This window comes from Aeromonas sp. S16(2024), assembly GCF_041403065.1.
Taxonomy (GTDB): domain Bacteria; phylum Pseudomonadota; class Gammaproteobacteria; order Enterobacterales; family Aeromonadaceae; genus Aeromonas.
On the sequence record NZ_JBGLQX010000002.1, the window covers coordinates 275,842 to 297,012 of the forward strand.

The 21,171-nt window shown below is 60.8% G+C and carries 17 protein-coding genes; 7 read left to right on the forward strand and 10 right to left on the reverse strand.

Annotated features, from left to right (window positions below; genetic code table 11):
• The first annotated feature begins 322 nt into the window (after positions 1–322).
• The 4 genes from ACB030_RS03030 (at position 323) to ACB030_RS03045 (ending at position 3,699) form a co-directional block, all read left to right on the forward strand.
• Positions 323–1,081, forward strand: coding sequence for a substrate-binding periplasmic protein (locus tag ACB030_RS03030; RefSeq protein ID WP_371157903.1), 759 nt, complete (start codon positions 323–325; stop codon positions 1,079–1,081).
• 110 nt (positions 1,082–1,191) lie between these two features.
• Positions 1,192–1,884 (forward strand): 5'-methylthioadenosine/S-adenosylhomocysteine nucleosidase, encoded by a 693-nt coding sequence (gene mtnN / locus ACB030_RS03035; RefSeq protein ID WP_371157905.1) that lies wholly within the window; start codon positions 1,192–1,194, stop codon positions 1,882–1,884.
• A 26-nt stretch (positions 1,885–1,910) separates the two neighbouring features.
• Complete coding sequence (locus ACB030_RS03040; protein WP_371157907.1) at positions 1,911–2,843, forward strand: cobalamin biosynthesis protein; 933 nt, start codon at positions 1,911–1,913, stop codon at positions 2,841–2,843.
• Complete coding sequence (locus tag ACB030_RS03045) at positions 2,836–3,699, forward strand: cobalamin-binding protein (protein ID WP_371157909.1); 864 nt, start codon at positions 2,836–2,838, stop codon at positions 3,697–3,699. Before ACB030_RS03040 ends, ACB030_RS03045 begins: the two co-directional genes overlap by 8 nt.
• Before the next feature lie 99 nt (positions 3,700–3,798).
• Here ACB030_RS03045 and fliB read toward each other — a convergent pair whose 3' ends face one another.
• From fliB to ACB030_RS03080, 7 genes are all read right to left on the reverse strand, one after another.
• Entirely contained in the window at positions 3,799–4,968 is a 1,170-nt protein-coding gene (gene fliB / locus ACB030_RS03050; RefSeq protein ID WP_371157911.1) for a flagellin lysine-N-methylase, read from the reverse strand.
• A 150-nt stretch (positions 4,969–5,118) separates the two neighbouring features.
• Positions 5,119–5,775, reverse strand: coding sequence for a hypothetical protein (locus ACB030_RS03055; RefSeq protein WP_371157913.1), 657 nt, complete (start codon positions 5,773–5,775; stop codon positions 5,119–5,121).
• Between the two features lie 159 nt (positions 5,776–5,934).
• Complete coding sequence (locus ACB030_RS03060) at positions 5,935–6,249, reverse strand: hypothetical protein (protein ID WP_371157915.1); 315 nt, start codon at positions 6,247–6,249, stop codon at positions 5,935–5,937.
• A complete protein-coding gene (gene fliS / locus ACB030_RS03065; protein WP_371157917.1) occupies positions 6,249–6,671 on the reverse strand; it encodes a flagellar export chaperone FliS in 423 nt (140 codons plus the stop codon). The genes ACB030_RS03060 and fliS overlap by 1 nt, the downstream gene beginning before the upstream one ends.
• Positions 6,672–6,696: 25 nt before the next feature.
• A complete protein-coding gene (fliD, locus tag ACB030_RS03070; protein WP_371157919.1) occupies positions 6,697–8,079 on the reverse strand; it encodes a flagellar filament capping protein FliD in 1,383 nt (460 codons plus the stop codon).
• Positions 8,080–8,108: 29 nt separating this feature from the next.
• A complete protein-coding gene (locus ACB030_RS03075; RefSeq protein ID WP_371157921.1) occupies positions 8,109–8,564 on the reverse strand; it encodes a flagellar protein FlaG in 456 nt (151 codons plus the stop codon).
• A gap of 36 nt (positions 8,565–8,600) precedes the next feature.
• Positions 8,601–9,458 carry a flagellin gene (locus tag ACB030_RS03080; protein ID WP_371157923.1) on the reverse strand — a complete coding sequence of 286 codons (858 nt, stop codon included), beginning with the start codon at positions 9,456–9,458 and terminating at the stop codon, positions 8,601–8,603.
• Between the two features lie 416 nt (positions 9,459–9,874).
• Between ACB030_RS03080 and ACB030_RS03085 the strand changes: the two genes are divergently transcribed.
• Complete coding sequence (locus ACB030_RS03085; RefSeq protein WP_025326511.1) at positions 9,875–10,507, forward strand: trimeric intracellular cation channel family protein; 633 nt, start codon at positions 9,875–9,877, stop codon at positions 10,505–10,507.
• Between the two features lie 101 nt (positions 10,508–10,608).
• The gene (locus ACB030_RS03090; protein ID WP_005326432.1) at positions 10,609–11,001 is read left to right on the forward strand and encodes a hypothetical protein; all 393 of its coding nucleotides are present in this window, start codon (positions 10,609–10,611) and stop codon (positions 10,999–11,001) included.
• 74 nt (positions 11,002–11,075) lie between these two features.
• Here ACB030_RS03090 and thiI read toward each other — a convergent pair whose 3' ends face one another.
• On the reverse strand, positions 11,076–12,524 hold the full coding sequence (thiI, locus tag ACB030_RS03095; protein ID WP_371157925.1) for a tRNA uracil 4-sulfurtransferase ThiI: 1,449 nt from the start codon (positions 12,522–12,524) through the stop codon (positions 11,076–11,078).
• Between the two features lie 177 nt (positions 12,525–12,701).
• Between thiI and ACB030_RS03100 the strand changes: the two genes are divergently transcribed.
• Entirely contained in the window at positions 12,702–13,661 is a 960-nt protein-coding gene (locus tag ACB030_RS03100; RefSeq protein ID WP_371157927.1) for a hypothetical protein, read from the forward strand.
• A 65-nt stretch (positions 13,662–13,726) separates the two neighbouring features.
• Here ACB030_RS03100 and pbpC read toward each other — a convergent pair whose 3' ends face one another.
• Positions 13,727–16,048 carry a penicillin-binding protein 1C gene (gene pbpC, locus ACB030_RS03105; protein ID WP_371157941.1) on the reverse strand — a complete coding sequence of 774 codons (2,322 nt, stop codon included), beginning with the start codon at positions 16,046–16,048 and terminating at the stop codon, positions 13,727–13,729.
• Between the two features lie 52 nt (positions 16,049–16,100).
• Positions 16,101–20,954 carry an alpha-2-macroglobulin gene (locus tag ACB030_RS03110; protein WP_371157929.1) on the reverse strand — a complete coding sequence of 1,618 codons (4,854 nt, stop codon included), beginning with the start codon at positions 20,952–20,954 and terminating at the stop codon, positions 16,101–16,103.
• Positions 20,955–21,171: the final 217 nt, after the last annotated feature.

Below are 21,171 nucleotides of genomic sequence, written 5' to 3' on the forward strand. Positions count from 1 at the left end.
GAGCCAATCGCTACGGCCATCAGACCCATCTCTTCCCGGGGCCGATGGCCGGTTCGCCCTGATGATGACGCTGGATACGGCATTGGGTTGATATGGGCGGGCAGGATGCAACCCGTCTTTTCCCAGGCTGCGATCCCCGAGCCAGTCGCTACGGCCATCAGACCCATTCCACCCGGGGCTGATAACCGGCTTGCACTGATGATGACGCAAGATACGGCCTTGGGTTGATAACACGCTGATAAATAGCCTAATGTCTAGTTCCTTGCGTTCCTGATCCGGCTGATGATGGGTTAGCGTCGCCCCTATCGAGACCCTGCATGAGATGATCTTCCGGATGGCTCTGCTGCTTTGCCTGCTTGCCCCAGCCCGTGGGGCCGTCGGTGCCACCGAGGTGTACCACACGGCGGCGCAAGCCAATTCGGCCCCCAAGTACGTGGTGCGCCCCGATGGAGATGTCGGCGGGATCTGCGTCGATCTCTTCCGGCGGATGGAGGCGCGGGAGCCGGCTCTGCGCATCGCGGGGGATCAGACTACCCTGCCCCTCAAGCGGCTGGAGAAGAAGGTGCAGCACGGTCAGCTGGACTTCATCTGCGGCGTGGGAGAGAGCCCGGCCCGACGCGATCACTTCATCGTCCTGAAGCCCGCCATCTTCACGGTGCGCTACCACCTGGCGGTGCGCAGCGACGATCCCGTCGAGATACGCAGTTGGGAGGATGTCAGGGCCCTCGGCCAGGCGGGCAGCATCCTCATCAACCACGGCAGCGGCGCCATCGCACGGCTCCAGGCCATCGGCGGCCTCCTCATCGACAGCGGCGGGATCGGCAGCAAGGCCAACTACGACAAGCTGTTGATGAAGCGGGGGCGCTTCGTCTACTACCGCTCCCCGGGGTTTGAGTCCGACTTGCGCGAACAGGGGCTGGCAGGGGAGATCCGCATCCTCCCCACCGTGATGGAAGAGACCCCCTTCTACATACTGTTCCACCGCCGCAGCACCCCAGAGCGGCTGGCGCTGTTTGCCAACACCCTGCAGCAACTGGCCGCGAGCGGCGAGCTCGCCGCCCTGGTCGAGCGCTACCGCTGACACAGGGCATACCCCACCCCCCCCCATAGGAATGCTCGGCGCCACCGCCAAGTTTTGTTATCATCCCCGCCAACTTTTCCGGCCGAGCGGCCACAGAGACGAGGTAGATGATGAAAGTAGGTATTATCGGCGCCATGGAGCAGGAAGTTGCCCTGCTGCGCAGCCAGCTGAGTGAACCCACCACCCTGCAACTGGGCGGCTGCGAGTTCTATCAGGGTCGTCTGGCCGGTAAAGAGGTGATCCTGACCCGCTCCGGCATCGGCAAGGTTGCCGCCAGCGTCGCCACCAGCCTGCTGCTGGAGAAATTTGCCCCCGACTGCGTCATCAACACCGGCTCCGCCGGCGGCTTCGCTCAGGACTTGCACATCGGGGACGTGGTGATCGCCAGCGAGATGCGTTTCCACGACGTGGACGTGACCGCTTTCGGTTACGAGATGGGCCAGATGGCCCAGCAGCCCGCCGCCTTCCCCTGCGATGACAAGCTCATCACCCTGGCCCAGGCCTGCATCGCCGAGCAAGGCAAGCACCAGACCAAGGTCGGCCTCATCTGCACCGGCGATCAGTTTATGTGCAAGCCCGAGGCGATTGCGAAGGCCCGCGCCGACTTCCCGCAGATGCTGGCAGTCGAGATGGAAGGGGCCGCCATCGGCCAGGTATGCCACATGTTCAAGGTGCCCTATCTGGTGGTGCGCGCCATGTCCGACATCGCCGGCAAGGAGCAGGTGGAATCCTTCGATGCCTTCATCGAGGTGGCGGGTCAACACTCCGCCGAGGTGATCATCGCGTTGCTCGGCAAGCTGTGATCGACACCCTCTCCTGGGATGCCCTGATGACCGCCCTTGCCTCGACGACGGCGGCCATCATGGTGGGGGCCGCCCTGCTGGAGGCCCTGCTGCCCTGGCCCGCCCGTTTCAGGCCCGGCGCCACCGTGCCGCTGCTGGCCCGCCTCGGCCACAAGGTGTATCGCCCGGACGGTTCGCCCAGTCAACAACGCCAGGCGGGGCTGCTGGCCCTGCTGGTGGTCTGGGTGCCCTGCGCCGCCGGCCTCTGGGCGGTGCGCAACCTCTCCCTCTCCGAGCCCCTGTTCGACCTGCTGTTCCTGCTGCTGATGCTGGAATCACGCCCGCTGCGGGAGCTCGCCCAGGGGAGCCGCGCCCTGGCCACCCAGGAGACCCTGGTGGTGGCGAGGTTGCAGGCAGCAAGCTGGCTCAGACGAGAGACGGGCGCCCTGTCGGTGATGGGATTGAACAAGGCGGTGAGCGAGACCTGCGTGCTGCGCCTAGTGGGCCAGTGGGCCGGCCCCCTGCTGGGCTTTGCCCTGGCCGGGGTGCAGGGGGCCCTGCTCTGGCGCCTCGCCCAGCTGATGAATCAGGCCTGGAGCCCGAAACAGGCGGAGTTCGTCCACTTCGGCCGCGCCGCCAGTGCGCTCTATCAGGGGCTCTGCGCCCCCGCCATACTGCTGCTGGCGCTCCCCCTCGCGCTGACCCGGTTGCGCCAGCTTGGGGGCAAGCTGCGCCTTGCCCTGCGCTGGCCCTATCCGGCCATGGGCGGCCTGCTCAGCCTGCTGGCACAGAGCACGGGCTGCCGCCTCGGGGGCCCCCGCTACTATCAGGGCCAGCTGGTGCGCCTCCCTGTGTTGGGCGATGGGAGCGAGCCCGACGCCGCCCTGCCCCGGCGCCTGCTCCATCGCCTGCTGCTGATCGGCTGGGGCTGGCTCGGGCTCTCGCTGATCCTGACCCTGATGGCACTGACTCATGGCTGACCGCTTCCCCCTTCGCACCCTCTGCCTGCTGCTGTGCCTGCTCGGCTGGCCCCTGTCAGGCGCGGCGGCCACCCCGCAACGCATCATCAGTCTCACGCCTCACCTGACCGAGCTGCTGTACGACATAGGGGCCGGGGATCGCATAGTGGCCACCGACGATGCCTCCGATTTCCCCCCCGAGGTGGCGCCCCTGCCACGGGTCGCCAACTACCGCAGCATCAACCTGGAGGCCCTGCTGGCCCAGAAGCCGGATCTGGTGGTGGCCTGGCGCTCGGCCCAGTCCCGCATGCTGGCCCCCGTCGAGAAGCTCGGCATTCCCGTCTTCTACTCGGAGCCCACCGACTTTGCCTCCCTGGCCACCGAGATGCGCAGCCTGGGACGCCTGCTCGGCACTCAACAGAAAGCCGACCAGCAGGCCGACGCCTATCTGGCCAGGCTAGATACCCTGAAACAGCGCTACGGCAAGCCCAAGCCGGTCTCGGTCTTCTATCAGCTCTGGTATCCACCGCTCACCAGCGTCAACGACTCGACCTGGCCGGGCCACGCCATCAGGCTCTGCGGTGGCCGCAATATCATGGCGGATGCCAGCTCCCCCTACCCCCAGGTCGGGCTGGAGCAGGTGATCAAGGCCAACCCCGGGCTCATCCTGGCCGGTAGCCGGGATCCCGCCGTGCTGGCCCACTGGCGCCAGTGGTCCATGCTGGATGCCGTCAAGCAGCAGCGACTCCTTCTTATCAACCCCGATGAGCTGCACCGTTTCACCCCGCGGGCCCTCAACGCGGTGGAGCAGCTGTGTGAGGCGATAAAACTATCGACGGTGACCTCTCAAGCAGATCAATTGCCAGACAATCAATGACAGTGCCATTGATTAACAACTTTCAGAATCACATCTATCTGCATAGATAAAGGGGGAGTTGATTCTACCATAATAGAGATGATAAATATTTTCCCTGCATTAATCATTGCCAGTCTTTAATAGCGCATAAAGTGTAATATCGCTGGCCAGCCCTGATTGCTGCAGCCCTTGCGCCAATACGGTCAAGAACTTGGGATTGTGTTGGCGAAGTGTATGATAGCTATAAAACAGATCTGTAACATCTTGCTCGGTAAGGGCTTTTTCATCTATCGCGATCAAGGATAAATAGCTGCGCAGCAAGAAATAGTCCGCAATGAGAAGCTGATAAGCTATTTGAGGAGAATCAAATCCTGATGGAAACTGATTGTGATAGACATGATAAAGCAGATAGTTCTGTTGAATATGGGGGCGTTGCGTCAAAAATGGCACTACCTTCTGGTGCCAGCTTTTATGTATCAGCAGCAGTTTTTCCTCATTAAACTCCCTCTCTAAAACCTGATTTATTTTATTCAGGCAACGGAGCATCACAGCCCTTCCACGACGTTGCTGGTTTTGTACTAACAGATGCGTCAGGGTACGCAAGGCCCACCACTGCACTTTACCAATAAAAGGAATTTGAGAAAACGCCGCGCTCAACTGCCCATCATTTATCATGGGAATTAATTGCTCGATAAATGCTTGGTTTGAGCCCTTGCTTTCATCCCTGTGCACCAACATACCGATCAGCCATAGTTTATCTTCTATCGTCATACCGTCTGCAAGCAGTAAATCGATACTCAATGAATGCAGGGTATCAATGGTGCTGGGCACGGGAGAGGGCCTGACCTGCCCTTTGAATGGGGTGACATCGACCACCATGGCATCTGGATTCAAGAGTACCTGCCTGCTCACCTCCGGGCAGGAGAGCATCAGGCTTCGCCTGTGCTGGACACCAAATTGCTGTAGTTGCCTGGGGTAGGTCTTACAGGTGTGGCTCAGTGCCTCTGCACCAATCTTCTTATGCACATTGCATAATCCAACATCATCCAAAAAGGGACAGGCGCCAGACTCATCCATGCGGATAGTCCCCCAGTGAGAGTCTGACTTTTTCACTTTCTCAATATGCTGCTTGGCCGTGCTTTGAATCAGCTGATCCGGATGACTGACATAATTACGATAAGTTTTCTTGTCTATCGAAATCGTCCATCCATGGCAGCAATTATCCTCACACTTGTCGCCAATACATTGAAAATCTTGGTAGTACCTGGGGGTTACCAGGGTATGGGTCATGCTGATGTCCTCAAGTAAATCATTCGGATACCACCCCCATCATGGGCGTAGGTCTAAATTAAGCGCAATATGCATGCCTACATAGCAGGTCATAATCACTTGATGTTATTAGAGTCATGCCAAAATAGGCACTGACATGACTCATCATTCCTAGCTGTCTTTGGAACTCTCAATTTGTTTTATTTCTACAATATCACGGGTTTTTGGCGCTGGTATCAGGCTGATAAACCTGGCCAGGCTTAACAGTGTCATGAACAGGCCGACAGTTGCGTGAAAAAGCAGCACAGAGGCAGCCATAGTGCTCTTTGGCAATAAATCGAAATCACCAAATGAGGTCATTGTGATAAAACTGCTATAAATACCACCAAAGACAGTGCCTGTGCCTGGCTGCCATTTATGCTCGAAATCAGCTGCCATCACCGTATATGTGCACGCAAGCCAAAGAATGATTTCGAAGTAATTATGCAGCAACAACAATACAATACGACGGTAACCCTCAAGTCGGTATTCACCGCCCGCTTTTACTACCCGATATTCATCAAACAGCAAGACGTTCGTCTGGTACACGACGATCTCAAAGGTTCGAAGAAACCCATACCCCATAAAAAGGTATCCCATCACAGGATAGGGTGCGTAGACGGCGACCACTACCGCCACCATGGACAGGACGAGGTGACTCAGCACCCAAAAATCGACAAATCGAGCGGTGATTGCTGAGGGGAACAGTTTCCTTACCAGTGTGAATACCGACACTTTCGCCAGTATGCCAAAGATGCTTGACCAAAACTCAACAATAAATGAGGGCATATAAAAACCTAAGTGCTTGCGTAGGATTCATGTTCACTTCATATCAGAAAAGTAAGATAAACACTCGACAATCTAAACAGTACGAATGATTCATCACTGGCGGTCGTGACTTTTATCAAGTATCAAACAAAGCAACACGCTGTCTTGGCTGGCCAGAGCTTACCTATTCCCATGATAAGTAGACTTTGCCTTGTTGGCCCTGCCAAGGGTCACTAGCTGCATGGCAATCTCATTCTTAAACGTTTCAGCCAGACTTCTCAGCCTCTCTTCTTTTGCTAGTTGGTCTCTGACCAAGGTAGCCATTTCCGCTGACGCCATCTTCTGCTGCCGAGAAAAGTCAGTCAGTGTCGTGATGATCGCCAGACGCTCATCCATACAAGCTAGGGCCTCTTCATATTGATGGTGCGCCAATAGTCGCTGCAGTGTCGCGATATTATCGGTCAAAGCATCACCATAATCGTTCAGCGCCTTCACTACACACTCCCTGACGCTTGTCTTAGCTGAAACCCCTGTTGCTTATCTGCGTCGGTAATTTGATCCCAAGCCGATTTGATGGTCACCATCAGGGTCATGACCTCCTCTAGGGGCTGAACGTCACGCCGAACGCTGGCGTCCCAGATGCGTTCATCCATATAGGCATAGAGCGCAAACAGATCCTCGGCTATCTGCCCTTGTGTCATATCCAGCGCATCCTGAAGGCCATGCACCAACGCCTGCGCCTTGGAGATGGTCTTGGCCTTCGCCTCCACATCCTTGCGCTCTATGGCTCCCTTCGCCTGTGCAAGGCACTCCAACAGTCCTTGCATCATCAGTTGAATGACCCTATGGGGATCCGCAACCGCCAGGTCCGCTTCGATACTGGTTGTCTTATATGCCTTCAGATTACGGTGGTACATAACATGGGTCCTCGAAATATCACTATCAGTTATTATTTATCTGCAATGCGGTCAGGGCTGCCGCCGAGTTATTCATTTTCACAAGCAGGGCATCCAGGCTGCCGTATTGGGCGCGCAAGGCGGCTTCATATTTAACCAGCTGTTCATTGGTAGTGGCCTGCTTCTGACCCAGGCTGCGTAGATCTGAGTTGAGGGTATCTGTACGCTGTGCCAACAGGCCACCACTCTTGGTATATTCCTTCAAGCCATTCGTCAGCTTGGCCGCCAGACCATCCTCACCACCCAAGAGGCTAGCCACCTGGTCGAAGTTCTTATCTACTGCCTCACCAAACTTCTCTTTATCGAGGGAGAGCTTGCCCTTGTTATCCATCTTGATGCCAAGCTCGAAGATGGTGGAATAGATGGTACTGGTATCGGAGGGGGTGGTAATTAAATTGGACATGAAGTTGCTGATGGCCCGCGTTGTGGAGTCACCCGCCAATGCACCACCATCATCCTGACGCACACCACCGACGATGCTGTTGCGCTTGCCCAAGCCACTCAGTTTCTCCTGCAACGCGTTATAGCCATCGATAAACTTCTGTACCGTCTCCTGAACAGAGGTCTTGTCGGTGGTGATATCCACCTTGTTGGACTTGAGATCGCCATTGCTGTCCTTGTCGGAGACCCGCAGCACGGTCAGCTTCAGGTCCTGAATGACGTCATCGAAGACATTGGTATCGCTCTTGAGCACATTGCCATCCACCAGAATCTCGGCGCTGGACGCCTGTTGCGTCTCTGCCATTTTGCCCGTGAACTTGTCCTGTAGTTCGGTCGTGCTGCCCGTGATGACCAGATCCTTGCCGTCCCCCGACACGCCCGAGTCGATGACGAGTTTAGCCTTGCCATCGGCGGTATTGACGATGTTGGCACTGAGCCCGAAGTTGTCGCCATCATTGTTGATGCGCTTACGAATGTTTTGCAGGGTATCCCCCGCCTTGACGTCGACCGTGAACTCCTTGTCCCCCGCCTTGAAGGTCAGTTGGCCGTCCTGGGTGATAAGCGGCGCGGTCGAGCTGTCAAAGATCCCTTCCTCACGGCTGGTGGTTGCCAACTTATTGACGGTGATATTGTACTGGCCGTTGGAGGTACCACTCTTGCTCTCCACAGCCAGCACAGGGTCATCTTTATTCTGGGTGATATTGATGGCCCGCTTGTTGAAAGCGCCGGGTTTGCTCAAGGTATCCAGGATATCGGTGAAGGCAGATATAGAAGACTTGAGCTGCCCTATGCCAGACAAGGTGATATTGGTGCTGTTCTGCTTGGTGATGATGGGCTGCTGCAACTGCGCCTTTCTGGCGGCCACGCTCGCCGAGATAACGCTCTCGAGATCGATGCCCGACCCAGACCCGGCGGAGGTAATCGCCATAACATGCTCCTCTTATCTTGTTTAGAAACCTATACCTGACCGTCGACTAGCAGCCCGGAGAGGCTAACACCCTCACCATTGTCCTGCGTCATCGCCTGCAACCGCTTGTTCATCTGGAGGATCTCTTCACTCGGGATCTGGCGGATCACCTGCCTGGTCTCGGCATCGATCACCTTGATCACTGGTCGATCGAACTCAGGCACCAGACTGAAATGGATGGCCCACCCCTTTAGTTTGCCCAAGCTGGTCAGCTTCTCTTGCAATTCTTGGGCCTGTTTTTTAGTTTCATCATTATTCTTGGATGACGACGCTGTGGCCTTCGAAGTCTCTTCTTTCAGAGGCTTGTCTGCCGAGTCGACGCTTCCCTGCTCGACGGTTTGCTCCACGCCGGATTTTGGCGGCACAGAAACAGGCATGGCGGCCCGAGGGCCGCCATGAGAAGTGAGCGTCGAGGTAGAAGCCATGACAATGGGTTCATTGGCCATCTGCCGCTCCTTATTCAGAGGTTAATCTGGACTGTCTTAGTTGCCCAGCAGCGACAGGGCCGACTGCGGACGCTGGTTGGCCTGGGCCAGGATGCTGGAGGCCGCCTGTTGCAGAATGTTCTGCTTGGTCATGTTGGCGGTTTCGGTGGCGAAGTCCGCATCGCGGATACGGGAGCGTGCGGCGCTGACGTTCTCCGAGATATTGGACTGGTTGCGGATGGTGGAGTCCAGCCGGTTTTGCACCGCACCCAGCTCGGCGCGCTTGCTATCAACCACTTTAATGACACTATCTATTTGACCTAAAACTTTTTGTGCCTCTGCTGCATCGGTGGAAATGTCAATGCCTTTAGCGCCAGACGCGATATCAGCAACACCTGCTTTCGTGCCAAGGGATGTAATATCCATCTTATCAAGCGTAAAACTAATCTTCTGGTTAGCATCAGCACCGACTTGGAAGTCAAATGCTTTACCATCAGTGTCAAATAATTTAGTACCAGCAAAGGTGGTATCAGAAGCAATACGATCCATCTCTTTGCTCAGCTGATCCACTTCAGCTTGCAACGCAACACGATCATCTTGTGAATTGGTGCCATTAGCAGACTGTTGAGCCAGGGTGCGGATACGCTGCAGCATGGAGGTCACTTCATCCATGGCCCCTTCCGCAGTCTGAGCCATAGAGATGCCATCGTTGGCGTTGCGGTTGCCCTGGTCCAGACCGTTGATCTGGGCGGTCATCCGGTTGGAGATCTGCAGGCCAGCCGCATCGTCCTTGGCGCTGTTGATGCGCAGGCCTGAAGCAAGGCGGGTATAGGAGGTATCCAGCGACTTGCCGGAGTTCATCAAGTTGCGCTGAGCGTTGAGGGACGAGACGTTGGTGTTGATGTACATGGACATAATGAATTCTCCTGATAAGTCTAAAACTGCGGATCCCAGGGCGCACGGCGATTGAGATCCCTCTTCAGTCTGCAGGGACAATCCGCTGCCGGTGACTGAGGCAGATCTGATTCAACGTGGTGATGACCAGATCCGCAGCACTGCAAAAAGTTGGACTTCCTGACACCCTTCCATTTGCTTCCCCCTTAGTAACGGCACCACAGCCCGATGCTTTAGAAGATTTTTCGCCTCATCATGTACAAATCTGTATGTTCTCCCGGCAACAGCCACACTGCAGTCTCAGCCTGTCTATCGGCCCAGACCATAGCCTCCAGAAACCCGCTCTGGCTCTCACTTTTGCATACCGGCATTGCTCACACGCGCCCCTTGCCCCTAAAATCGCCGCCCCATCATTTATTGGACGTGAGTTGTTCTCCATGCAGACACTGGTTGAGCAGATTGTTTACATCAGCGACATGTTTGGTACTGCGGTATTCGCGTTTTCAGGGGTATTGGTGGCAGGGCGCCTTCGAATGGACGGCTTCGGCGTCATGGTGCTGGCGGCGGTCACCGCCATCGGGGGTGGCACCATCCGTGACATGATCCTGGGCGCTACCCCGGTCTTCTGGGTACGCGACCCCCTCTATATCTGGGTGGTCATTGCCACGGCGCTCATCGGCATGTGGATGGTCAAGTTGCCCCGCCGCATGCCCTGGTATGTGCTGCCGGTGGCGGACGCCTTTGGGCTGGCGCTCTTTACCGTGATTGGCGCCCAGAAGGCGCTCAACTTCGGCACCTCAGGGCTGATTGCGGTGCTCATGGGCACCATGACGGGGGTGGCTGGCGGCATGATCCGGGACGTGCTGGCCCGGGAAGTGCCCATGGTGCTGCAAAAGGAGATCTATGCCACCGCCTGCATCCTGGGGGGCATCCTCTATACCCTGGCGCTGGAGGTCAACATGGACAGGGTCACCGCCATGCTCATCTGCATGACGGCCGTTTTTGGCCTGCGCGTTGCCGCCATCTACTGGCACCTCTCCCTGCCGACCTTCTCGTTGCAGCGCAACTGAACCGGGTCTGGGTGGGCGAGATCCCACCCTTGCAGGGGCAAGATTGAACCAAGCCCGCTTTTCTGTTGTCATAGAGTGGTCGTTTCAAGCCGGATTACCTCATGCAAAAACTTGGGCTCATTACCACGCTGATTCTGATGATGGTGGCAGCGGCTCATGCGGGGGCACAGGCCCTGTTCGGGCGCCTGGCATCCACCCCGGTGCAGCAGTTCAACCAGCAGATCCGTCAGGCGAGCAGCAGTCAGCAGGGCTGGGTCAACGACTATCGCGAAGTGGCTCGCCGCTTCGTGGGTCATGAAGACGTGCCGACCCGCATCCATGCCCAGCAGCTGGACAACGATCTGGTGCTCTCGGTGGCCCTCGATGGCCAGAAGAGCGACATGCTCTACATCCTGACCCTGTTTCGCAGCAACAACCTGTGGCAGATGCGTCAGGCCGAGATGGGCTGGCGCTGCCAGGGTCAGGAGACCTTTACCCCAGTCCCCTGCCCCTGATCATCACCGAACATGTGAAATAAAAAAATCCGGCGCCTTGGCCGGATTTTTTTATGGGCGCATGGGCACCGCTATCAGGGGCGGTACACCTTGACGTTGTCAAAGCCCTGCTCTTTCAGATAGAGCGCCTGCAGCTTGCTCATCACGCCGCGATCGCAATAGAGCAGGTAGGTCTGCTCCTTGGGCAGATCGCCAAAGGCGGTCGCCAGCTTGAAGAAGGGGATGTGCAGGACGTCGCGCCCTTCCACCACCAGTGGCTTCTCGTCGCGCTCATCAGCAGAGCGGATGTCCAGGATGACTTCGTTGGCGGCCAGCACCTGGGTGGTCTCCACCTCCTGCACCTGGGCGGCGGTCTCTTCACCGATGCGACGGATGTCGAGGTAGCGGGCCTCGCTCACCACCTTGTCCAGGATGGCGAAGTCGAAGTTGGCCTCTTCCGCTTCAATGCGGGAGAGCTCAGCCTTCACGGTCGGCTTCTTGGAGATGACGCCGCAATACTCCGGCATGGTCTCGGCAAACTCCAGGGTGCCGATGCGGCGGGCCTCGCTGATGATGTCCGGCTTGTCCCAGGTGATGAGCGGGCGCAGGATCACCTTGTCGGTCACCCGATCGATGACGTTCAGGTTGGTCAGGGTCTGGCTGGAGACCTGACCTACGCACTCGCCGGTGACCAGCGCCGGGATCTGGAAGTAGTCGGCAACCTGACCGGCTGCACGCATCATCATCCGCTTGAGCACCACCCCCATCTGGCCATTGTCGATCTTCTCGAGGATCTCGGCCACCACTGGCTCGAAGTCGATGGCGGTGAAACGCACCTTGTGGGAGGCACCGAACTTGTTCCACAGGTAATAGGCGACCTGCTTGACACCGATCTCGTGGGCGGCGCCCCCCAGATTGAAGAAGCAGTAGTGGACGCGGCAGCCGCGCTTGATGAACTGGTAGGAGGCCACGCCGGAGTCGAAACCGCCGGAGAGCAGGCTCAGCACGTCCTCCTGGGTCGCCATGGGGAAGCCCCCCATGCCGTGATGGACGGCGCTGATGATGTAGAGCTCGTCGTTTTCCACTTCCAGGTTGACCTGGATATCGGGTTTTTTAAGGCGTACACCGGCGGTTTCACAGTGTTGATTGAGGCCACCACCCACATAGCGCTCCAGCTCAAGGGAGCTGAAGTCGTGCTTGCCGACACGACGGGCACGCACGCAGAAGGTCTTGCCTTTCAGGCGATCGCCCCAAACGGCGCGGGTCTGCTCGAAGATGTCATGCAGATCGGTAAAGTTGCTCAGCTTCACTTCGAGGAAATATTGAATGCCCGGGATGCAGGCCAAGGTTTCCAGATACTGGGCGTGGAACTGATCGTTGCGGGAGCTCACTACCAGCTTGTCCCAGTCCATCCGCACGCGGGCATCTTCGTCAAAGCGGCGCAACACGTTACGGATGTTGCCCTGCAGCATCTTGGTGAAACGCTGACGCACTGACTTGCTCTTGATGGTGATTTCGGGGAACAGCTTGATAATGAACTTCATGGTGTTGACTCGGGTGGCCTTGATTTAAGGGCGCGAATTATATCAGAAGTTTGGCGCCAGCGCCTACTGGCTGAGCGTTCATCCATATTCTCCCACTCAATGTTTGCGACCCGGCGGCAATCTTGCGTATATTCCCGAGCCTGCGCCCTGGCAAGATGCTTCAACACAGAAGATCCGATGAAGACCTATATCTACTACCCCGGCATGGAGGTACGTGACGAGCTCTGGCTCAAGTTTGCCCTGCTCTATCTGGAGCGGCTCGCCTTCGTCTTCACCGTCAGCGAGAAGAGCGGCCTCACCGCCCTGCTCCATACCCTGGAAGAGCAGAGCGATCTGCTGGCCGAGCGGCCAGCACCCGCCTTCTTCGCCGCCATCACGCCCCAGATCGAGAGCCAGATCACCGGCCTTGTCGCCCCCGACTTCGTCCGCCACAAGGTGTTTGGCAACAAGGAGCTGATCACCCGCTGGCGCCAGCGGCCTAACCACGACTGCTTCTGCCCCGCCCAGCCGGGTCTGGAGCGGCTGCACGGTTTTTGCCTGAGCCATGGCTTTGCGACCCAGGATGAAGGGGGGATCAGAATGGCGCGGCGCTTTGCCAACCTGCTCTCCATGCGCCTCGCCCGTGAGTGGGCGCTCGCCAATGAGGGGGCCCTCATCACGGATCACGACTACCTGGACCGTCTGCTTCACCTGCTGGAATCCCGCTACCACAACCGGGGCGGTCAGGACTGCTTCCACCTCGAGATCCCGCTGCAAGTGCCCACTCACCTCGCCGAGATCTCCTTTGCGGAGCTGGTTGCCCTGCGCGGGCGCAGCGGTTTTCGCCAGCAGCTGGCCGAGTTCCACCAGGCCCTTGATGCCCTGCTCGCCATGCTGGGCAGCGGCTATGCCGACCCTGCCGTACTGGCCCGCTTCGAGCAGGCGCAGCAGGGACTCAACCAGCTGCTGGGCCCGGATACCCGCAGCCTGCCACTCACCACCCTTGTCAGTAGCTCATTGCCCGCCATGGCGATGATCCACAGGCTCAAGGAGAGTCACCCCGACAGCCACCTTGTCTTCCATCCCATCAAGAAGAGCCACTTTCACCAGCGCAAGAGTCAGCACTTCTTCACCCGGCTGGGTCAGGTCAAACCCTGATCCAGCAAAGACGCTGCCGTCAAAATATTGTCGCCCTGAACGGGTAGCCCTCTGCCCCTCCTGCCTCAGGAGGGGTTCTCCAGCCGAAACTCGATGCGATCGCTGTTGCCCGCCTCATCCACTACCACCAGCTGGTAGCGCCCCGCCTCGCTCAGCACCTGATCCCCGTCCCAGCGCAGCCGCTGGCCGTTGAGAAACCAGGCCGGCTTGCCGACGCCCCCCAGCACCCTGGGCTGCAGGCGGTAGCGCTGGCTGCGGATAAGATTCCCCTCCCCCAGGGCCAGGATACGAATGGGAGCCTGCAGCTCGGCGCTTCGCCCCTCCCCTGCACAACCACTGGCCAGCAGCGCCTGACGCCGCTCGCCGGGTGTACGCCAAGGCTCCAGCGAGAGCGGCCAGAGCGCCCGAAAACCGGCTTGCGCCGCATCGGGGCAGCGGGTCAGCGTCGGTTTGCCCTCAGAGGTCAATGCCACCTGCCGCAGGGGTGAGGGCCAGTCCATGGGATCCGGAAGGGTCGGCGGATCCCGCTCCTCCAGCAGCCAGGCACTCTGGCGCTGCAGACAGGCCTCGGGCAGGGTCGCGCTTGCCTCGCGCCCCAGCGGCCAGCAGATCTCGGCCTCGCTCACCGTGTTGGGCTGCACCGGCAAGGGGCTGTTGTCCGAGAGCCGCGAGTAGACCGAGAGCAGCAGCGGCACCGCCGCGCTCTGGCCATAAAAGCCCGGCAAGGGGGTACCGTCGGGACGCCCCAGCCAGACGCCAATAGTCCAGCGACCGGAGACCCCCAGCGCCCAGCTGTCCCGATAGCCGTAGCTGGTGCCGGTCTTCCAGGCGAGCCGGTTGACCCGGCCGGTCGCCTCGCTGGCGAAGGGCTGATCCGCCCGCCCCTGGGCACTCAATATCTGCCAGATGATCCAGGCTGCCCCTGGGCTCAGCAAGGGGCGTGATACCGCCTGTTGCCCCGCCAGCCAGACCGGCATGGCCACCTGCCCCTGCCGGGTGAGGGAGCTATAGAGCGCCACCAGCTGCTCCAGCCGAATGCCCGCCGCCCCCAGCGCAATAGCCGGATTGGGCTTGTCCGAGAGCGCCAGCCGCACCCCGGCGTTGTCGAGGCGGCTGACCAGCTTGTCGGCCCCAAGCGCCTCCAGCACCTGCACCGCCGGCACGTTGAGGGATTGCTGCAGCGCCTGGGTGAGGGTCACAGGCCCCTGAAAGGCGCCGGTAAAATTGGCGGGTCTATAGTCCGAACCCAGTCTTGGGGCATCGGAGAGCAGGGAGGCCGAGTGCACCAGCCCCTCGTCCAGGGCCAGGCCATAAATGAAAGGCTTGAGGGTGGAGCCGGGGGAGCGGATCGCCTGCACCATGTCGAGGTAGCCGTGGCGGCGCAGGTTGCCATACTCGGCGCTGCCCACATAGGCCCGCACCGCCATGGTTTTGTTGTCTACCAGCAGCAGGGCGGCGGAGGTCTGCTCGGGGAAGCGGCGGATATAGCTCGCCACCCGGGCCTCCAGCCAGCGCTGCAGATCCCCGTCTATGGTGGTGTGCACCAGGGCCCCCGGCTGGCTGCCGGCCGCCAGCCGGGCAAAGAGCGGCGCCTCCATCGGCGTGAAGTGACCGCGGGCCAGCACCGGCTCGATACGCCCCTCCTGCCACACCTGCTCGGGCCAGACTCCCTGCGCCACCAGCCGCTGCATCACCTTGTCGCGGGCGGCGCGGGCACGCTCGGGGTGCCTGTCCGGCCGGTAACGGCTGGGGGCCTGGGGCAGCACCGCCAGCAGCGCCGCCTCGGCGTGGGTCAGCTTGGCCGCGCTCTTGCCCAGATAGGCAAAACTCGCCGCCTGCACCCCCTCCAGATTGCCGCCAAAAGGCGCCCGGTTGAGGTAAACGGTGAGCAGGGTGCGCTTGTCGTAATGCCACTCCAGTTGCAGCGCCCGCGCCATCTGGCGCAGCTTGCCGGGCACGCTCCTGTGGTAGGGCTCGATGAGGCGCGCCACCTGCATGGTGAGGGTCGAGCCCCCCGAGACGGCGCGCCCGTAACGCAGCCACTGACCGATGCCGCGCACCATGGCCACCGGATTGACCCCAGGATGGCGCCAGAAATGGCGATCCTCGTAGCCCAGCAACGCCTCTATATAGCGGGGGGAGACCTGCTCCAGGGTCACGGGGTAGCGCCACACACCGCTGGTATCGGCAAAGGCGCGCAGCGGCCGCCCCTTCATATCGAGCACCACCCGCGCATAGGCGGGATCCAGCGGCGGCGGCGGGAAAATCCGATCCAGCGCCAGCAGCGACAGAAACAGGGCTACAACTCCCAGCACCGAGCAGCGCAGCCAGCGTGGCAGACGGCCCAACCAGACGAGGCTGACGCGGCCACCGTGACAAAGTCGCAGCCAGCCGCGCTGCCAGAAGGTGAGCGAACGAAGCCGCTCGAGGGAGGAAAGATTACTCAGAGATGCTCACCTCGTGAATATCCTCCCCCAGGGCCCGCAGTTCAGGCCGATACATATCCTCCACCTGGGTCGGCGGCACCTGATAACGACCCGGCGTCACCGCCCGCATCAGATAGACCAGCTGCTGGTTGCCCCCCGCACTCAGATCCAGCGCCGCCGTGTAGCGATCGTCACGAAACTCCTGATGCTTGAGGTAGTCGTTCCATTCGCTCTGCCACGCCGGTTTCCCCTCAATCGAAAGCTCTTCGAGCTTGATGCTGTTGCCAAGGGCCGGGTTCTCCAGCTCGAAGCCCGCCGGCACCATCTCCACCAGCAGGGCATCGGGCACCGCCGATTCGCTACTCACATTGAGCCGCACCACCACCAGATCGCCGACCCGTACCTTGGCCGGATCAAGCTGCTTGCCGTCGCCGTTGAACCAGCTACGGGTGACACTCATCCCCTGACTCAACCGGGTAGGAGCCTGTTCGGGGTAGCCAATCAGTGTTCGCTGCACATAAAGCGATCCCTTGCCCTCGTTGGTGACCCCGCTGACTGCCAGCGCCTCGGGGGCGCCGAGCTGCAACGGGGCCGAACCGCTGAAGGCTTCGCTGCCAGAGGATGAGGCAACCCTGGCTTGCCAGTCGACGGCCGGATCGAAGCGGGCGAGTCTTAGCAGGGCGAGCCGCTCCTGGGTGCTGAGCCACTGACGGTGAGCCAGGGTGTCGGCCACCTTGGCGCTCAGCGCTGACCAGCGCTCCTCGGCCAGCTTGTGCTGGCGCAGCAAGGAGAGCTCGAGGGCTTCATCGCGCAGCGGCGAACCGTAATCACCCAGATAGTCGTCACCGCGCTCGGTCGCTAGCGCCCGGGCAAGGGCCTTGGCGGCGTTCTGCTCATCCCCCATGGCCGAGAGCGCCAGCGAGAGGTGGAGTAGCGGCAAACCTGAGCGGGCGTGATCCGCCTGCTGCTCCCAGATGAGGCGCAGGGTAGCGAGCGGCGCCTTGCCCACCCGGGCCAGCACATAGGCACTGTAGGCCTGATAAGCCAGCCGGCTGTGTTCGGGGGAACTGCTCCAGCGCTCCCCGTACTGGTTGTCGGTGAGATAGCTCTGCAGCCGGTTCATGGCCTGATTGAGCATGGCCTCCGGCACCGTATCGCCCGCCTCCTTGCGGGCCAGCAGGTAGTCGGCGGCATAGGCGGTGAGCCACTGCTCCTCGTCGGAGCGGCCATCCCAGAGGCCAAAGCCGCCGCTTGGCAGTTGCAGCCGCTGCAGCCGTTGCAGCAGGGCGCGCTGCAGATCCGCCTCGCTCACCGGTTTGCTCCCCTCTGCAGGTTTGGACCAAGCGGCCCACTCATCCGCCGTGGTCAGCAGGTAGGGCCAGGCGCGCGACAGGGTCTGCTCCAGACAGGCGTAGGGGTAGTCGGCCAGCGCCTGCCACTGGGCGGCAGGATCCCAGGGGGGTGTGCCTGAGAGGCTGAGCAGCCCCTGCAGGTTGGTGCTATCCAGTCCCGCCAGCTCGCCCGGCGCAAAGCTCATCTGCTGGCCGGGAGCCAGCATCTGGTAGCGCTGGCGAGTCTCGGCAGGCCAGGGGGAGCGCAGCGGCAGCGACCAGTCGCGGCTTATCGCAAAGCCCTTGCCGCTGGCCGCCAGTTGCAGGCTTGCAACGCCGTTTGCACCAGTCACGGTGAGCGGCAGGGTCAGCCACTGCTCATCGCCGTTTTTGAGGGAAAGCGTCTTGGGCAGCTCGCCCCCCGCCTGCAAGCCGCCGCTCAGGGTCCACTCAAGGGAGAGGGTCTGATCCTCGCCGCTCATGTTGCGCAGCTGCACCAGGGCACGGGTCTGATCCCCGCGAGCGCCAAAACGCGGCCAGCCTATCTCGGCCACCAGGGGCGCCACCACCTTGACGGCGCGATCGGCCTCGCCGACTTGCTGTTCATTCCAGGCCAGCGCCATCAGCGCCAGCTCGCCGTTGAAGTTGGGCAGATCCAGCGGGATCACCGCCTTGCCCTGCTCATCGAAACTCACCTCGCCACTCCAGAGCGCGGCGACCTCGACCCGGCTCTCCAGTGCGCCCCCCTTCTTCAGGGCCGGGGCATCGCCGCCGTAGTTGAGGCGAGCCAGCTTGCCATCTTGCGGCGGGATCACCTGGCCGTAGTTATCGAACAAGTCTTGTGCGAAGCGCTTGCGACCGAAGAAGATTTCGAAGGGGTCGAGGGGCTTGTAGTCGCTGATATTGAGCACGCCCCTGTCCACCGCCGCCAGCACCACCCGCCCCTGACTGTTGGGGGTGGAGGTGGCGGTCACTTCGAGCCGGGTGAGCGGCACGGCTTTATCCGGCGCGCTCAGGGTGAGCGGCAGACGACGAGCCTCTCTGTCGAGCGCGAGCGGCACCAGGCCGACCGAACGCAGGCTTTGAATGCCCTTGCTGCTCGCCGGTCTCGACTCGCTGTCAGGGACGGCGATCTGCGCCGAGATATGGAGATCATGACGTTGCCACTCGGGGCTGACCGGGATCTCGAACTCGCCACGCCCTTCCCCTTGCCCGGCACCTTCGGCGTTCAGTTCGATGCGCTGCCACCAGCGCAGGCCATCGCCATCTTCCACCAGCAAGAGCCCCTTGCCGGGGCGCGGTGCCACCAGGGTCACTTTGGCCTTGTCGCCAGCCTGATAGGCGCGCTTGTCGAGGGTGATGGCAATCTTGTCGGGTCGCGCCTGCTCGCCACCGCCGCCCCAGGCGTAGCTGCCGATCTCCAGCCGCAGGCTGGATTGATGGCCCTGGCTGTTCTCTACCTCGAGGCGATACCAGCCGGCCGCAAGGGGCAGGCTGAGGGCAGTCGGCCCCTTGCCGTCCAGCTGCAGGGTCTGCTCCTGCTCCAGATAGGGCTGACTGTTGAACTCGTACTTCCACCCCTCGCCGTCGGCGTAGTGCCAGTAGTAGTCGCGGTACTCGTTGACCAGGCGCACCTTCACCTCCCCCGCCACCGGCTGGCCCTTGTCGTCGAGGTTGAGGATCTGGAAGGGCAACGGTTTGCCCCCCTCTGCCCGCTCCGCCACGAAATCGGCCCTGAGGGCGGGCCACTGGCTGCCGGCGGGCCAGCCGTACTGGGTGCGGCTGCGATTGACGGCGCGGCCACCGGGCTCGGAGAGAGACACACGGTAGGCCACCTCCAGCGGTCCGAGGGCACGCACGCCATCCAGCTCATCCACCAGGGAGAAGGTCCCCTGCCCCTGCTCATTGAGAGTGAGACTCCGGGGCTCGAGATCCTTGGCCTGCTCGGCGAGCAGCACGTCCCCCAAGGTAAACTCCTGCCACTGGGTGAAGGGCATGGTGGCGCGACCTATCTTCACCTCCGCCTTCGCCTTGGTACTGCTTGCCGGGGCGCCGTAGAGATAGTCCCCCTGCAGCGGCAGGGTGAGCGCCGCTTCAAGGCTCTGCAATTCCCCCTCCGGCCCCTTGCCGAGCTGCAGTTTCAGCCGCTCGGGCAAAAACTCCTCCACCAGGAAGGGCCACTCGAAGCGGCTGCCCGCCGATGTCTTGAGGGTGATGGTCCAGCGCCCCAGCGGCGCATCCTGCGGCAGGCGCAGGCCGTAGTGGGCGGCGCCCAGGTTGTCCGGCAGCAGCCGTTTCTGTTCGAGCAGCTGGCCGTCCGGCTGCTTCACCTCCAGCTCCACCGCCATGCCGGGCAACAGCTGGCCATCTTGTCCTTTAAGCAGGATCTCGCTGTCGAGGCGCTCGCCGGGGCGGTAGAGATCCCGCCCACTGAACAGATAAAGCTGCTGAGCCTGCCAGGGCTGAGTGCCGAGATCGAAGGTGGATAGATCGAGGGCCGCGCCATCGAGGCGCAGCACCGCCAGGTGCTTGCCCTGCTCGGCCAGCAGCAGGCGGGCCCCCTGCACCTGCTCGAAACGCCGGTGACCGCGCGGATCTGTCTGCTGTACCTGCAGCCGGTTGCCCTTCTCGTCGAGCAGGGAGAGTTGCACCTCCTTGAGGGGTTCGGCGCTGGCCAGGGAGCTGACGAACACCTCCAGCTGATCCCGGTAGCGGCGGGCACTGAGCCCCATGTCGCTCACCGCGAAATAGGTGGTCTCCTTGCGCCAGTCGTAGTTGCCAAGGGGAGACATCACCGCAAAGTAGACCCCGGCCTCGGCCAGTTGCGGCTCCTTCACATTGATGAGGCGGGTCTCACGCCGGTTGGCATCAAGCGCCAAGGCATAGCGACCGCTGAACACCCGCTTGGCTCGCCTGGTGACCTGCTCCAGATCCCAGTTGCCCATGCCGGCACCGGGGCGATACTCGGCCAAAAAACGCGGCAGATACTCGGCATCGACTCGGAAGAAGTCGATGTTGACCTCGTCCACGTTCACCGCGCTGATGGGCAGGCGCAGCTCGTCGCGCAGCGGCAATACCATGCCGCTGGCGGTAAAGGAGGCCCCCGCCTCCAGCGGTCGGGTCTTGAGGGTCCAGCTCTGGGGGGATGGGCCCAGCCCCGCCTTAAGGCTCACTTCATAGCTCTTGTCGGGCTGAACGTTCGGGAAATAGAGGGTGCGGCCATCGTCGGCGAGGATCCACTCCCCCTGCACCTGCTTGCCCCCTTCGCTGACCGTGAGCCAGCTCTGCCAGTTTACCTTGGGCGCCAAGGGGCCGGAGAAGACCAGCGCCAGCGCCGGGGCGTCTCTATACTGGCGGGCATTGGCCTGCACCACTGAGGTCGGTGCCCCGGCCTCCTGCTGCACCTCGGTTGGGGAGGATGCGGGGGCCGGGGTGTCCGGGCCGCAACCAGCCAGCAGCAGAACCCCCACACCCGCCAGTAACGAGGCCAGCAGACGAGGGACGCGAGACACAGGAGAGGGCTTGAGGAGACGCATAGATTTGATCCCGGGTTGAGTCGCCGCCAGCGCAGCGCAGGAGCCAACAGGATAAAACGTCCCCCCCATTAACACAAAGCTCAGTGCTCTCCATTGCTCATTCACCCAGGGTGAGAGCGTGAACATTTTGTTAAATTTCACCCAGTTTTTTGAGACCCGCATTGAGTACCGTTTCCAGATATTCACTGCTCATTCCTGCGATTTTTTGCTTCCGTCT